General features: G+C 36.8%; 14 protein-coding genes and 1 pseudogene. 14 read left to right on the top strand and 1 reads right to left on the bottom strand.

All coding sequences use genetic code 11. From position 1 onward, the window contains the following. Nucleotides 1–271 precede the first annotated feature (271 nt). Nucleotides 272–745: an N-acetyltransferase gene (locus BEN26_RS10315; protein ID WP_068724726.1), complete on the bottom strand. Its 474-nt coding sequence runs from the start codon at nt 743–745 to the stop codon at nt 272–274. Between the two features lie 264 nt (nt 746–1009). On the opposite strand from BEN26_RS10315, the gene BEN26_RS14310 reads away from it, so the two are divergent. The 14 genes and pseudogenes from BEN26_RS14310 to BEN26_RS10250 all read left to right on the top strand — a co-directional run bounded on the left by BEN26_RS14310 (nt 1010) and on the right by BEN26_RS10250 (nt 14338). Beyond that, on the top strand, nt 1010–1390 hold the full coding sequence (locus BEN26_RS14310) for a DUF3397 family protein (protein ID WP_082732414.1): 381 nt from the start codon (nt 1010–1012) through the stop codon (nt 1388–1390). Nucleotides 1391–1445: 55 nt separating this feature from the next. Then, nucleotides 1446–2621, top strand: a complete 1176-nt coding sequence (gene nirJ1, locus BEN26_RS10305) for a putative heme d1 biosynthesis radical SAM protein NirJ1 (protein WP_068724722.1) — start codon at nt 1446–1448, stop codon at nt 2619–2621. A 13-nt stretch (nt 2622–2634) separates the two neighbouring features. Beyond that, nucleotides 2635–3678 carry a radical SAM/SPASM domain-containing protein gene (locus tag BEN26_RS10300; protein ID WP_069798183.1) on the top strand — a complete coding sequence of 348 codons (1044 nt, stop codon included), beginning with the start codon at nt 2635–2637 and terminating at the stop codon, nt 3676–3678. A 273-nt stretch (nt 3679–3951) separates the two neighbouring features. Beyond that, nucleotides 3952–6932 (top strand): annotated as a pseudogene (gene fdhF, locus BEN26_RS10295) (formate dehydrogenase subunit alpha). Beyond that, on the top strand, nt 6907–7413 hold the full coding sequence (locus BEN26_RS10290; protein ID WP_069798185.1) for a helical membrane plugin domain-containing protein: 507 nt from the start codon (nt 6907–6909) through the stop codon (nt 7411–7413). The pseudogene fdhF and the gene BEN26_RS10290 overlap by 26 nt, the downstream one beginning before the upstream one ends. An 18-nt stretch (nt 7414–7431) precedes the next feature. Further along, nucleotides 7432–7707, top strand: coding sequence for a heavy-metal-associated domain-containing protein (locus BEN26_RS10285; protein ID WP_069798187.1), 276 nt, complete (start codon nt 7432–7434; stop codon nt 7705–7707). Continuing rightward, nucleotides 7700–7822: a hypothetical protein gene (locus BEN26_RS14125; protein ID WP_255421888.1), complete on the top strand. Its 123-nt coding sequence runs from the start codon at nt 7700–7702 to the stop codon at nt 7820–7822. The genes BEN26_RS10285 and BEN26_RS14125 overlap by 8 nt, the downstream gene beginning before the upstream one ends. Then, a complete protein-coding gene (locus BEN26_RS10280) occupies nt 7812–8273 on the top strand; it encodes a formate/nitrite transporter family protein (RefSeq protein ID WP_084818733.1) in 462 nt (153 codons plus the stop codon). Before BEN26_RS14125 ends, BEN26_RS10280 begins: the two co-directional genes overlap by 11 nt. A gap of 2 nt (nt 8274–8275) precedes the next feature. Next, the gene (gene fdhD / locus BEN26_RS10275) at nt 8276–9079 is read left to right on the top strand and encodes a formate dehydrogenase accessory sulfurtransferase FdhD (RefSeq protein WP_069798263.1); all 804 of its coding nucleotides are present in this window, start codon (nt 8276–8278) and stop codon (nt 9077–9079) included. A 233-nt stretch (nt 9080–9312) separates the two neighbouring features. After that, the gene (locus tag BEN26_RS10270) at nt 9313–10269 is read left to right on the top strand and encodes a cation diffusion facilitator family transporter (RefSeq protein WP_069798189.1); all 957 of its coding nucleotides are present in this window, start codon (nt 9313–9315) and stop codon (nt 10267–10269) included. A 173-nt stretch (nt 10270–10442) separates the two neighbouring features. After that, nucleotides 10443–10874, top strand: coding sequence for a division/cell wall cluster transcriptional repressor MraZ (gene mraZ, locus BEN26_RS10265; RefSeq protein WP_068724714.1), 432 nt, complete (start codon nt 10443–10445; stop codon nt 10872–10874). A 17-nt stretch (nt 10875–10891) separates the two neighbouring features. Then, nucleotides 10892–11824 (top strand): 16S rRNA (cytosine(1402)-N(4))-methyltransferase RsmH, encoded by a 933-nt coding sequence (rsmH, locus tag BEN26_RS10260; RefSeq protein ID WP_068724711.1) that lies wholly within the window; start codon nt 10892–10894, stop codon nt 11822–11824. A gap of 12 nt (nt 11825–11836) precedes the next feature. Further along, nucleotides 11837–12208, top strand: coding sequence for a cell division protein FtsL (gene ftsL / locus BEN26_RS10255; protein ID WP_069798191.1), 372 nt, complete (start codon nt 11837–11839; stop codon nt 12206–12208). Between the two features lie 21 nt (nt 12209–12229). Beyond that, nucleotides 12230–14338, top strand: coding sequence for a penicillin-binding protein (locus tag BEN26_RS10250; protein ID WP_069798193.1), 2109 nt, complete (start codon nt 12230–12232; stop codon nt 14336–14338). The last annotated feature ends 34 nt before the right edge of the window (nt 14339–14372 follow it).

The following is a 14372-nucleotide window of genomic DNA, read 5'->3' as shown; positions in this document are numbered from 1 at the left end:
GAGTGAGGAGCAAGCGTGGATGTGGGCGAATACAAGAAAAGGCTATTGGCGTACTGCTCATAGCCCTATCTTGACAAAAGCCCTATCTAACGAGCGATTTAAGCGAGCTGGATATCTAAGTTTTAGCGAGTGTTATTCTGTGAAGTGACGTGTAAACTTTGGAAGCGCCGTATACCGAACGGTACGTACGGTGCTGTGGGAGGTCGGCTGGTCAAATAATGGCCAGTCTCCTACCCGATTCTTTAGATTTGCTTATTTGCGTGAAAAGTATTTACCACTGAACGCCGACACCATCAGGATGCCAAATGTAAGGGTTTTCACCCCTATCGCGAATCATGTCATATTTAACTGGTACAAATTCCATCTTAAGCCAAAAATCATCTGAACGATTTCTAGCATTGGTTTTAATAGGGTGTCCTAGACTTTTTGCATATTTGACGAGTGCTGTTCCTATTTTTTGATTGCGGTATTCAGGTAACACTTCTAATTTAAACAGTTCATAATAGTCCTGTGGAGGACTAAAGAATTGGTCATATTTACGATCAACACGATATAAGCTCATTCTTCCAACCAACATATCATCATCATAAATCCCGAAAAATGGAGAATTCATTTCATCTTCAATTAAATTGGCCTCAAGATCTTCTAGCATGGCTAATTCAGCCAAACCATATTCTCTAAATTTTTTAAAGTCATCCATCGTCTTATAGTTTACTTTTAACTGTAATACTTTTGATAAAGCCATTTCATCCGCCTCCCTAAATTTAAATAAAAACCATTGTTTTGAAAAAGGGGATATTATTGTTAAAATATTCTTTATTTTCTTATATTGTACTATAAAAGTCGTAAGAATGGTATATTTTTATTAAAAATTTTACAAAAATCTAAATTAAAAGTAAATTAAAATAAATCCTAAATATTCGGAAAAGAAATTCACTTACAAAGCAGGAATTGATCATGTTTTTTCCGAAGAATAACCTTGGGAAAGAATGCGATTTTGTAATAAGGAGTGTTTCTTTTGGGCGTTTTTATAAAAACTTATGCTTTGATAGCGACGGTTCCGTTTATTTCCTTTTTTCTTATTTATTATTTGATGGTTTTTATGGGAAAAGAAAAGAAACATGCATTTAATTGGGCGTTTCATTCGACCACAATTCTTCTTTTTTCGGCTGTAAGTGCTCAAATTAAATTTATCTTTCAATTAAAGCAAGGATTTTGGTGGGTGTTTTTCTGGGTGTTGTTTTTGATAACAAGTATTGGTTTTCTACAATGGAAAATAAAACGAAAAATTAGCTTAAGAAAAATCATGATTGCCACTTCAAAATTAAGTTTTATTTTGTTTAGTATCGCGTATATTCTTTTTTTTGTTATAGGTTTGTTTTGTACATAGGCAATACTTCTTGTATAATTAGAATGTAACATAGCGTCTTAGGGGGGGAGAGAAAATGATAGGAATTACAAAACTTTTAACCAATTCAAGTAATTTTGGGGATCAATTACGCTATAGTAAGGGTGCACATGGGCGAGTAAATGGCACGCATTTAAACCACGGGCCTGTCGTGGTATGGAATGTAACGAGGACTTGTAATCTACACTGTATTCATTGTTACTCTAGTTCTGAATCAATAAAGTATGAAAATGAACTTTCAACAGAAGAAGCAAAACAAATGATTGATCAGCTAGCGGACTTTCAAGTTCCGGTACTTCTTTTATCTGGTGGAGAACCTTTGATTCGTGAAGATATATTAGAATTAGCCGAATATGCGATCAACAAAGGAATAAGAGTAACTTTTTCTACAAATGGTACACTGATTGATCAAGAAATGGCTAATACAATCAAAGAGATTGGCGTTGGCTATGTAGGCGTTTCCTTTGATGGAATCAATGAAAAACATGATGAATTTCGAAGATCAAAAGGTGCTTTTGAAAAAGCTTTAAATGGGGTTCGCCATTTAATAGAGGTTGGACAAAGGGTTGGATTACGATTTACGATCAATAAACATAATTATCTTCAACTAAATGATATTTTTGATTTTATGGAAAAGGAGAACATTAATAGAGCTTGTTTCTATCATCTAGGTTATTCAGGTAGAGGTAGTGAGATGATGAAGGAAGATTTAACCCATGAAGAAACGAGGGATGCATTAAATATTATTATAGAAAGAACGTTAGATTTCCATCATAGAGGTCTTGAAAAAGAAATCTTGACGGTTGATAATCACGCTGACGGTCCTTACCTTTATCTCAAAATGAAAGAAAAAAACCCAGAACAAGCTGCTTTTATCCTAGAAATGTTACAACGAAATGGTGGCAATCGTTCAGGAATCGCCATTGCAAATATAGATCATCGTGGTAATGTACATGCAGATCAATTTACCCAAAATCATACCTTTGGAAATATTAGAGAACAACATTTTGGTGATATTTGGTCCAAAGCAGAACATCCTATTTTAAATGGTTTAAAAAATCGTAAACCCTTACTTGAAGGAAGATGTGCTTCCTGCCAATGGCTTCAGATTTGTAACGGTAATTTCCGTTCAAGGGCAGAAGCTGCAACTGGAAACTTTTGGGCATCAGATCCTGCTTGTTATCTAACAGACGAAGAGATCGGGATCGTATAAGGGGGAGAAATAGATGCAGCCACGCCTTATTTTTTGGGAATTAACTGAAGGGTGTAATCTAAAATGTGTTCATTGTCGCGCGACGGCTCAACCAAATCGAAATAAAGAAGAATTGTCGACCGAAGAAGCTTATCAGGTAATTGATCAAATCGCTTCCTTAGGGGATCCGATCCTTATCTTGACAGGTGGGGAACCGCTTTATCGACCTGATTTTTATGAGATTGCAAGTTATGCTTTACAAAAAGGTTTAAAAGTGGCTCTTGCCACTAATGGAACATTGATTGACCAATATCATGCCCGCAAAATAAAAGAAATAGGAATTAAACGGGTTTCGATTAGTATCGATGGAGCAAATAAAGAAACTCATGATGGATTTCGTGGAATTCCTGGTGCCTTTGACCAAGCGCTAGAAGGAGCCAAATTTTTACAAGATGCTGGGGTAGACGTGCAATTTAACACAACCATTAGCAAGCATAATGTAGATCAAATCGAAGAATTACTTCAGTTAGCAGTAGATAAAAAAGCAGTAGCTCTTCATCTGTTTATGCTTGTGCCTGTAGGATGTGGTATTCAAATTGCTGAGAACCAAATGCTTCCTTCAGAACAATACGAGGAGGTTTTAGCTTGGTTTTCTGAACAGTCTCGTGAAGCTCCGTTAGAAATAAAAGCGACCTGCGCTCCTCACTATTATCGGATTATCAGGCAAAAGGCAAAAGAAAGAGGAGAGAAAGTCACCTTTCAAACTCATGGAATGGCAGCAATGACAAAGGGATGTTTAGCTGGGACAGGAGTGTTCTTTATTTCTCATAAAGGAAAGGTTCAACCATGTGGTTATCTTCCAGTAGAAGCTGGAGATGTAAAAAAACAGACGCTAAAGGAGATTTGGAATGAGTCTCCTGTTTTCTTGAAACTTCGTGATCAAGAGAGTCTAGAAGGGAAATGTAGTGTATGTGAATACATCAATGTTTGTTCAGGGTGTCGGGCTAGAGCCTTCTATGAAACCGGCAATTATATGGCGGAAGAGCCTTACTGTATCTATCAACCAGCCAGAGATTAATATAGCTCACAAAAGTGACGCCTTCCTTTGAAGCATACTCCGATTACTTTTGTGGGATTCCAATAAATATTGAAAGAAAGTTTACTTTCTACCTTTTAAAAAAGTGGGAACCATGTATTTCTAACATGGGATTCCCACTTTTTAATGTATCCATTAATATCTATTTTTTGACTTTATATTTAAGATGAGAATATAAAGAAAATAGACAGAGGTATAATTTTCCTCACGTTGTAAAAAACTATTCCTAGCTTAAAATCCTGAAGGTGATAGATCATGAATGAGGATAATTTTACCATTACGATTGACGATCAAGAATTCGAAGTGAAACCTGGTCAAACGATTTTAGAAGTAGCTAGAGCTCATGATTATTATATTCCTAGTATCTGCCATCACCCTAATTTGCGAGAGATAGGGACTTGTGACACCTGTCTAGTTAATGTAGATGGGGAACTCGTTCGTTCTTGTAAAACACCAGCAAAATTAGGGATGAAAGTAGATACCCATTCAGAACTTGTAAAGGCGTCTCAACTAGAGGCCATGTCTAGAATTTTAAAAAATCATGAACTTTATTGTACTGTATGCGATAACAATAACGGAAATTGTGAAGTACATAATACTGCTGAATATTTAGAGATTGAACATCAAAAATATGAATTTCGTCCAAAGCCATACCCACCAGATAACTCTCATCCCTTTTATCGCTACGAACCAGGCAATGTATTGTTTGTGGTAGGTGTGTAGAGGCTTGCCAAGATCTTCAAGTGAATGAAACATTGACTATCGATTGGAGCCGGGAGATCCCAAGAGTCATTTGGGATCAGGATGTTCCGATTGACCAATCTTCTTGTGTTTCTTGTGGACATTGTGTCACGGTTTGTCCATGTAATGCGCTAATGGAAAAATCCATGCTAGGTGAAGCAGGATACCTCACTGGAATTCACAAAGATATATTAGAACCAATGATAGATATTACAAAAGAAGTTGAACCAGGCTATCAAGAGATTTTTGCGATTTCTGAAATGGAATCAGCTATGCGTGAAACTAGGATCAAACGGACAAAAACCGTATGTACATATTGTGGGGTTGGCTGTAGTTTTGAAATCTGGACAAAAGGACGCAAAATTCTCAAAGTAGAACCGCATGTAGATGGTCCTGTTAACGGGATTTCTACTTGTGTTAAAGGAAAATTTGGCTGGGATTTTGTCAACAGTGAAGAAAGACTAACAAAACCATTGATCCGAGAGGGAGATCATTTTAGAGAAGCCACATGGGATGAAGCTTTAACCCTAGTTGCAACAAAATTTAGAGAGATCAAAGAAAAAAGTGGAGCAGATTCTTTGGCGTTTATCTCCTCATCAAAATGTAGTAATGAAGAGAATTATCTTTTCCAGAAATTCGCTCGATCTATAATCGGTACAAATAATGTAGATAATTGTTCAAGATATTGTCAGACACCTGCAACAACTGGTTTATTCCGTACGGTGGGATATGGCGGCGATTCTGGAACGATCCATGATATTGCTGAGAGTGACATGATCTTAATTATCGGTGCTAATCCCGCAGAATCTCACCCTGTTTTAGCTACACGAATCAAGCGAGCACACAAACTTCATGGCCAAAAGTTAGCAGTGATTGACTTACGGAAAAATGAAATGGCTCAAAGAGCAGACATTCATCTTCATCCAAATCCTGCAACAGATTTAGTGTTACTTTCAGCGATCACAAAATATTTGATTGACCAGGGCTGGGAAGATAAGGATTTCATCAACAACCGTGTGAATGGATATGAAGAATATAAAGCATCCTTAAAGAAATTTACTCTTGAATATGCTGAAGAAATCACAGGAATCTCAAAAGAAGAAATCCTTAAGCTTGCTAACATGATTCATGAAGTGAAAAGCATGTGCATATTATGGGCGATGGGAGTTACTCAACACATGGGAGCTTCAGATACCAGTACGGCCATTTCCAATCTATTGTTAGTAACAGGAAATTATGGCCGACCGGGGACAGGAGCGTATCCATTAAGAGGACATAATAATGTCCAAGGAGCTTCTGATTTTGGTACAATGCCTACTTTTCTTCCTGGATATGAGCCTGTAGAAAATGAACTGGTTCGAGCTCGCTATGAACAAGCATGGGGAGTTAAGCTTCCTAAAAAACCAGGTTATGATAACCATCAAATGGTTGAAGGGATAGAAAAGGGCGAAATTAAAGCGATGTACCTGTTTGGAGAAGAAATGGGACTTGTTGATTCCAATGTGAATTATGTTCAAGGAAACTTTGAGAAGCTAGAATTCTTTGTCGTACAAGATATCTTTTTCTCAAAAACAGCTCAATTTGCGGACGTGGTACTTCCAGCCTCCCCAAGTTTAGAAAAAGAAGGAACCTTCACAAATACCGAGCGTCGGATTCAACGCTTTTATCAAGTATTTGATCCATTAGGAGATAGCAAACCTGACTGGTTGATCTTCCAAGAGTTGGCTAATAAGATGGGTGCCAATTGGCGTTATGATCATCCTTCTGAGATTATGGCGGAAGCGGCTAGTTTAGCCTCATTATTTGCAGGAGTTTCTTACGATCGATTAGAGGGGTGGAATAGCCAACTCTGGCCAGTTAAACCAGATGGAACAAGTTCATTACGACTATTTGAGGAACGTTTTCCATTTAAGGATGGGAAAGCAAGATTCTTCCCGGTTGATTGGACACCACCTTTTAAACCAGGTAAAGGATTTGATTTACATCTGAATAACGGTCGTTTACTTGAACATTTTCACGAAGGAAATATGACCTATAAATCAGAGGGAATTACGCACAAAGTACCGGAACCATGGCTTGAAGTTTCCCCAGAACTAGCGAAGGAACGTGGGCTTAAGGATGGTACCTTGGTTCGTCTAACTTCCCCATATGGAAAAGTGGAAGTGAGAACACACATCACTGAACGAGTCAAAGGAAAAGAACTCTACTTAACGATGAACTCAACAAAAGATAATTCCTCGGTGAACCATTTAACAAGTAGTTATCATGATAAGGTTACCCATACTCCTGCTTACAAGGAGATGGATGTAAAGATGGAAATCTTAGAAAAAGATGGAGAACCACCATTACCACGCGTGAATCACCGTTTTGGTCATCGTGTTCCTCAAATTGGGGTAAATGTAGAGGAAAAATGGAAGCGTTCAGATTATATCCCAATTCCTGAAATGTTAACGAATGGAGGGGATCAAAATGGCCCAAGCGATTACACGTATTAACAAGAAAGTTCCTAACAAGGCAGAAGAACGTGAACAATCCATTCAACAAATCCTTGAAAAAGTAGCGGAAAATCGAGAAACGATTTTTATTGCCTTAGATGTATTTAAAGGAATGAGCGATGCAGGGTTGCTTCAAATCGCTGATGGAATATTGAAAAATCGGCAAAAGGTAGGAAAAATTGCCATTACACAAATGAATCAACCAGGTGTTCACCATTTGGTTAAAAATATCATACAAGGATTAAAATTCCTAGGGAGTCTTGACCCAGGGCAGGTGGAAACACTGTTAAACGGATTAAAGGGGTTAGCTAGAGGGCTTGAACGAGGGATGAATGAAGCTGGTGACGAAAAGGCACCAAGTTTATGGACGATGTTAAAAGATGCAAGGGATCCTGAAATTCGAGCATCACTTAATTTATTTATGAACTTCTTAAAAGGTATGGGTGAAGAATTGCAATCTGACGCCAATCCTGTGCATTAGGCAAAAGGAGGGTTAACCATGTTAACTGAAAATATCGCTGTTCAAGGAATCAATACAAAAGTTGATGCAGATCGAGTGAAAGAGGTATTGCAAGATGTTTGGGGAGTAAGAGAAGTGGTTATCAATGAAAAAAACGGAAATGCGCTGATTAGCTATGATGAGCATGCCGCTTCTATTACTGATTTCAAACAAGCAATACTTGATGCAGGATACAATCTAATGCTTAAAAAGGGTAAGGTAGAAACAGATAAAATGGATGATCAGATAAACCTACAGGAGGATAAGAATGACTAAGATTTGTGAAATATGTGGAACGATCGATGGCACCACCCTCGATCAATTCCAGGAAAATTCATCAAGGAGTTATATAAAAGTGGTTTGTAAGGGAGGAATGAAATTTGGATTATAATTATCACAATCCCCAACGAATTGCAAAATTCACAGTAGAACAAGGGGTGAAAAAAGCAAAACTTCCTTTATCCAATATGTTGGTATTAGGCTTTCTTGCAGGAGCATTTATCGCTATGGGTTTTCTATTAGATGTTCGTGTCGTTGCTAATTTACCAAAGGATTGGGGAACGTTCGGCTCTTTTTTGGGAGCTGCAGTTTTCCCAGTTGGTCTTATTTTTGTATTGATTGCAGGAGGAGAATTGCTGACAGGCAATATGATGGCAGTCTCTATCGCTTGGTATTCCAAAATAATAACAAGTTTTCAGCTCGTTCGCAACTGGTTTTGGATCACGATCAGTAATTTTGTTCCTGTCTATCTTGGTAATGCCGTTGAAGGTTGTTTTGCTGTTGCTAGTGCTTATTGGTTTACTTATATTCGTGAAGATGAAATGGATGAAAATAACAAGTGATCATGATCGAACATCCATTATCAGTGAAGAAAAATATTATTCAATATCACGAACAGCAATGGCAAGAAGTAGAGGATGAAATTGCTTATGAAATGCCTCTGACGATTTTTCTAAATGGGGAAGAGTTTGCTACGATTATTTGCTCTCCTTCTCATTTAGAAGAAATGATAATTGGTTTTTTAGCCTCGGAAGGTGTGATTCGTTTTATCGAAGAGGTCATCTCCATCACGATCATCGAATCGAAAGGGTTTGCATATGTAGAGATCAAAAACAAGCCAAAATTTTCTCCGCATGATTATATCAAGCGATTTATCGGCTCTTGTTGTGGGAAAAGTAGGAACTTTTACTTTGAAAATGATGTAAAAACAGCAAAGACAATCAATTCGAATTTAAAGATTACCATTGAAGATAGTATTCAAATGATGAATCACTTACATGAAAGTTCAACCATTTTCAAAGAAACAGGTGGAGTACATAATGCTGCTTTGTGTAGCTTAGATGGAGAGATGATTTTCCGTACAGATATTGGAAGACATAATGCATTAGATAAGCTTTACGGCTATTCAATCAAAAATGGGATAAACTTAGGAAATAAATTGATTGCTTTTAGTGGTCGTATTTCTTCAGAGGTGTTGATCAAGGTTTCAAAAATAGGTGTAGGAATTCTTCTTTCAAAGGCAGCCCCTACGCATCTTGCATTACAGTTAGCTGAAGAATTGAATATTACGACCATTGGTTTTATTCGAGGAGACCATCTAAACATTTATACTCATCCAGAACGAGTTTTAACTAACCCACAAAAGTGAAAGAAGAATCCATTTTTCTTCAACTTATCATTGAAGTTTGTATATTCCATAAGCAGCGACTTTTGGGAGTGTATTTCTTACCTTATGTTTTATTCCAAGAAATGCACGGACAACGGAGCGCATTGGAATATACAAACTTTTTTTCATTGTTTTATCACAATTTTAACTGAAAAATGTTCAAGATTTTGTAGTATTCTATTATGAGTGGTTCCAATCTGAGGAGTTGATTTGCGTTGTCTCATACTCATCATGTGGTTGAAACGAAGACAAGAGGAATTAATATTGCGTTTTGGTTGACATCTATTTTATTTATTGCTGAGATCATTGGTGGGTTGATCACGAACAGTTTAGCTATTCTCAGCGATGCATGGCATTTGCTTAGTGACATTCTTGCTTTAGGAGTAAGTTGGTTTGCACTTCGCCAAACAAGAAGGCCAGCTAATAAACGTTTAACCTTTGGCTATCATCGCGTAGGAATATTTGCAGCTTTCTTTAATAATGTTACATTAATTGGAATTTCATTTTATATTTATTATAAAGCGATTACCCGTATTTTTACACCGGAACCCGTTGGATCATTGGGAATGATCTATCTTGCTTTGCTTGGAGTCCTAGTAACAGGGACGATTGTTTTATTTTTAAAAAAAGAAAAACAAAACTTAAATGTAAAAAGTGCAGTATTGCATTTTGTTGGTGATGTCTTTTCCTATGCAGGAGTCATTATTGGCGGAGTATTATTACATTTCACTGGATGGCTTTGGATTGACCCTATGATAAGTATAATTTTTGCAAGTGTCATTTTACGAGGGGCTTTTCGTATGTTAAGGGAATCCATTCGTATCCTTTTAGAAGCCGTTCCAGAAGGGCTAAATGTGGATATGATCAAGGAGGTAATGGAACAAGTACCAGGGGTTCATGCTGTACATGATATTCATGTTTGGGGGATTTCAGCAGAAGAAGTGATGTTAACAGCCCATGTGGTGGTGAAAAATCAACCCGTTTCAGAAGGGCATGATCTTTTACATGATGTAAAAAAAGCATTATATGAACATTTTCATATTTGGCATTCTGTTTTGCAATTAGAGACGATTCAATATCAAGAAACAGATCAAGCTCAGAAAAAATTTGATCCCAATTTATCGGCTGATCCACAAATGGGAATTAATATGGTGTTGATGAAGAAAAATTAGGTCTTTTGACTTATTTTTTTTAACAAAAACCAAAAACAAGGTATAAAGTATTATTTTTTAAAAAAGTCCTGTAAATTAGCAGGATTTTTTTTTTATTTAAAGAATAACAAAATAAAAGTGGTGGATTGTGGTGTAAAGTGGATGATAATGGAGGGGAAATGGGGTGACTTGGCATGTTTATGGGTGAATTTCAACATAATATTGATGATAAAGGCCGAGTCATTATTCCTGCCAAATTTCGTGATGAATTAGGATCTACCTTTGTGATTACAAGAGGATTAGATAAATCCTTGTTTGTTTATACACAATCTGAATGGCAGCAAGTCGAACAAAAATTAAAATCGTTACCTTTTACTAGAGCTGATGCAAGAAAGTTTACTAGATTCTTTTTTTCCGGTGCTGTTGAATGTGAAGTAGATAAACAGGGAAGAGTAAGCTTACCACCCAATTTAAGGGAATATGCAGAACTGATAAAAGAATGTGTATTTATTGGTGTTTCTAATCGAGTAGAGATATGGAGTAAAGAATTATGGGAAAGCTATTATCAAGAATCAGAAGAGTCCTTTAATGAAATTGCTGAAAAGATTGTTGACTTTGACTTGTAATATTGGAGGCTATCTACATGTTTAAGCATACAACAGTACTATTATATGAGGCGGTAGATGGGTTAGATATTAAAGAAAATGGGATCTATGTGGATTGTACCCTAGGAGGTGCAGGTCACTCTATTTTAATTGCCTCTAAATTAGGTGAAGAAGGTAAATTGTTTAGCTTAGATCAAGATGATCATGCGCTTGAAGCGGCGAAAGATCGATTGCAAAAATATGGAGATCAAGTAACCCTGATCAAAACCAACTTTCGATTACTTAAACAGGTTTTAAATGAAAGAGGAATTTATGAGATAGATGGTGTGTTATTTGATTTAGGGGTTTCATCTCCACAATTGGATGAAGGAGAAAGAGGATTTAGTTACCATTATGATGCCCCGTTAGATATGCGGATGGATCAAACACAGGAGTTAACAGCAGAAATCATTGTTAATACCTGGCCTGAACAAGACTTAACGCGAATCATCTATCAATATGGCGAAGAAAAATTTTCACGCCAGATTGCAAAAAAAATTGTGCAACATCGTTCAGAAAAACAAATCAAAACGACGGGAGAGTTAGTAGAGTTAATTAAAGAAGCGATTCCAGCTCCTGCTCGCAGATCAGGCCCACATCCAGCAAGACGGACTTTCCAAGCGATTCGCATTGCTGTGAATGATGAGTTAAATGCTTTTGAACAGGCATTAAAGGATGCCATAGAAATGCTTAGACCTCAAGGAAGGGCCAGTGTGATTACCTTTCATTCCTTGGAAGACCGTATATGTAAAAAAGTATTTTCAGATTTTGCACAAGGTTGTATTTGCCCGCCTGACTTCCCAGTATGCACGTGTGGACAACAACCTGAAGTAAAGATCATTACCAAAAAACCGATTATACCAACGGAACAAGAAATAGCTGATAATCAAAGGGCACGTTCAGCAAAATTAAGAATAGCTGAAAAACTATAGGGGGAAAACTTCATGGCGATTTATACAAATGGCAACTTAGCTTATCAAACACAACAAAAATCACTTCCACATCAACAAAGAATTCGTAAGGTTAATAAAAAAAGCCTTCCTGTTAAGGAAAAATTATTCTATTTACTGACGGTTCTATTTGTTGTTATTTTAGCAGGTTTTATCATTTCCGGTTATGCCCAAATTTCTGAATATAACTATTCGATTCAAAACCTAGAAAAATCGATTGCTAAAACCAATGAGGAGAATGATACTTTGCAACTAAAAATCGCTGAATTAAGTGCCCCAGAACGTATTATTAAAATTGCTCAAGAAGAACTTGGTATGGCATTAAATGAAGAGCAAGTCATTATATTATCGAAAACACTAAATTGAAGTAACTTTTAGGTGAAGAGGATGAAGACAAAACAATTGATCAATAGAAGAGCAATTTTTGCAGGGATTGGGATAACCTTTCTCTTTTTTGTCTTGATTTCAAGATCGTTTTATATTCAGTCAGTGGAAGCCACAATGTTAAAAGAGAAGGCTAAAAACATCTGGAATCGAAATACAACAATTGAACCTAAAAGAGGTACGATTTTTGATCGGAATGAAGACCGATTAGCTTACAATGCACCTGCTTACACGGTAGTTGCTATTCTTTCAAATGAATATAAGAATCATGTAACAGACCCTTTGAATACTGCATTAAAATTATCGCCTATTCTTAAAATGGAACAAAACGACCTTTACACATTATTAACGAAGCAAGCTTTTCAAGTGGAACTTAGACCAGGTGGTTGGAAAATAGATAAAGATACTGCTGATAAAATTAAGGCCTTAAATTTACCAGGAATTATTTTAAAAGAAGAAACGAAAAGGTATTATCCTAACAATTCTTTGGCTGCATATGTTCTTGGATTCATCAATTATGATAATAAAGCCATCATGGGTTTAGAGAGTCAATATGATCAACAGCTACGGGGAGAACCCGGACAGTTAAAGGTAATGAAAGATCTAAAAGGGTACGAATTACCAGATGGTGAAGAACTTTTTCAACCAGTGAAGGATGGCCAAGATTTAAAACTAACGATCGACAAAACGATCCAGCAATATGTAGAAAGTGCATTAGATAAAGCAGAGACAATGTATAACCCTAAAAGGATGGTTGCTATTGTTGCTGATCCCCACACCGGTGAAATCTTGGCTATGTCTAATCGCCCTACCTTTAATCCGAATCAGTATTGGAATATTGAAAATTACAGCAACAACGCGATCAACTTCCAATTTGAGCCAGGTTCTACCTTCAAAATCGTCACCCTTGCTGCGGCGATTGAGGAAGGAAAATTTAACCCCAACGAAACCTATCAATCTGGTAGAATTCAGGTGCCTGGAAAGGTGATTAGGGACCATAATGGAGGACGTGGATGGGGTACGATTAGCTTTCTTGAAGGGGTACAGCGCTCAAGCAACGTAGCTTTTGTTCACTTAGGCTATGAAAGATTAGGCAAAGAGAAATTATTTTCTTATATCAATGACTTTGGTTTTGGTCAAAAAACAGGCATTGATCTCCCAAATGAATCGGTAGGAATTATGAAAGATGTAAAACAAGCTTACCCTCTAGATGTAGCGGCGATGTCTTTTGGCCAAGGAGTTGCCGTCACCCCCATTCAACAAGTGATGGCTGTTTCCGCAGTTGCCAATGGGGGAAAGTTGATGCAACCTTATTTAGTTAAGGAAATAAGCGACCCTAAAACACATAAAGTTATTGTGAAAAATGAACCTATTGTTAAAAAGAGAGTTATATCTGAAGAAACCGCTAAAAAGACACGTGAGGTATTAGAAAAGGTAGTAGACTTCGGAGAAAAGCCAGGTTATATAGAAGGTTACCATGTTGCAGGTAAAACAGGTACAGCACAAAAGATAGGCCCTGATGGTAAATACTTAAAAAATAAAAATATTGTTTCCTTTATTGGTTTTGCCCCTGCAAATGATCCCAAACTGATTGTTTATGTCGCTGTGGATGAACCAGACTTAGAAATTCCATATTATGGGAGTACTGTAGCAGCACCAATTTTTAAAGAAATCATGCAAAATAGCTTAAGATACCTAAAAGTGCCGATTGACAGCAACGAAAGTATACAAAAGCAAAAAGCAGAAATAGTTAAAATTCCTGATTTTATCAATCAGCCATTGGTAAACGCCAAAAATAGTTTAATAGAGAAGCAGATACTGCCTATCGTGATTGGCAATGGGAAAAAAGTGTTACAACAATTTCCTGAGAAAGATACAGAAATGGCTAAAGGTGAAAGAGCATACTTAATTACTGTTCCTAAAGGTGAATGGAAAGTTCCTCATTTTATTGGAAAATCATTAAGAGAAGTATTAGAGATTAGTTCTATTTTAGATATCAACATACAAATTAAGGGTAGTGGTATCGTTATAAGTCAAAGTTTATCACCTGATACTCCCTATCAAGGACAAAAAATTGAAGTAGAATTAATAGATCCTTCGCTCCTTCAATAGCTTGTTCTATTGATTTCAAACTCTGAATAAAGTT

This window comes from Tepidibacillus sp. HK-1 (genome assembly GCF_001748485.2).
GTDB lineage: Bacteria > Bacillota > Bacilli > Tepidibacillales > Tepidibacillaceae > Tepidibacillus_B > Tepidibacillus_B infernus.
The sequence above is the reverse complement of the archived record's forward strand: the minus strand, read 5'-3'. Positions and strand labels throughout refer to the sequence as shown.

Bases quoted from the DNA above. Each gene is read 5' to 3' on its own strand.
- BEN26_RS14125 (WP_255421888.1), top strand. From the start codon at position 7,700: ATGACTAAGATTTGTGAAATATGTGGAACGATCGATGGCACCACCCTC.
- BEN26_RS10285 (WP_069798187.1), top strand. From the start codon at position 7,432: ATGTTAACTGAAAATATCGCTGTTCAAGGAATCAATACAAAAGTTGAT.
- mraZ (WP_068724714.1), top strand. From the start codon at position 10,443: ATGTTTATGGGTGAATTTCAACATAATATTGATGATAAAGGCCGAGTC.
- rsmH (WP_068724711.1), top strand. From the start codon at position 10,892: ATGTTTAAGCATACAACAGTACTATTATATGAGGCGGTAGATGGGTTA.
- BEN26_RS10290 (WP_069798185.1), top strand. From the start codon at position 6,907: ATGGCCCAAGCGATTACACGTATTAACAAGAAAGTTCCTAACAAGGCA.
- BEN26_RS10300 (WP_069798183.1), top strand. From the start codon at position 2,635: ATGCAGCCACGCCTTATTTTTTGGGAATTAACTGAAGGGTGTAATCTA.
- BEN26_RS10315 (WP_068724726.1), bottom strand. From the start codon at position 745: ATGGCTTTATCAAAAGTATTACAGTTAAAAGTAAACTATAAGACGATG.
- ftsL (WP_069798191.1), top strand. From the start codon at position 11,837: ATGGCGATTTATACAAATGGCAACTTAGCTTATCAAACACAACAAAAA.
- nirJ1 (WP_068724722.1), top strand. From the start codon at position 1,446: ATGATAGGAATTACAAAACTTTTAACCAATTCAAGTAATTTTGGGGAT.
- BEN26_RS10250 (WP_069798193.1), top strand. From the start codon at position 12,230: ATGAAGACAAAACAATTGATCAATAGAAGAGCAATTTTTGCAGGGATT.
- fdhD (WP_069798263.1), top strand. From the start codon at position 8,276: ATGATCGAACATCCATTATCAGTGAAGAAAAATATTATTCAATATCAC.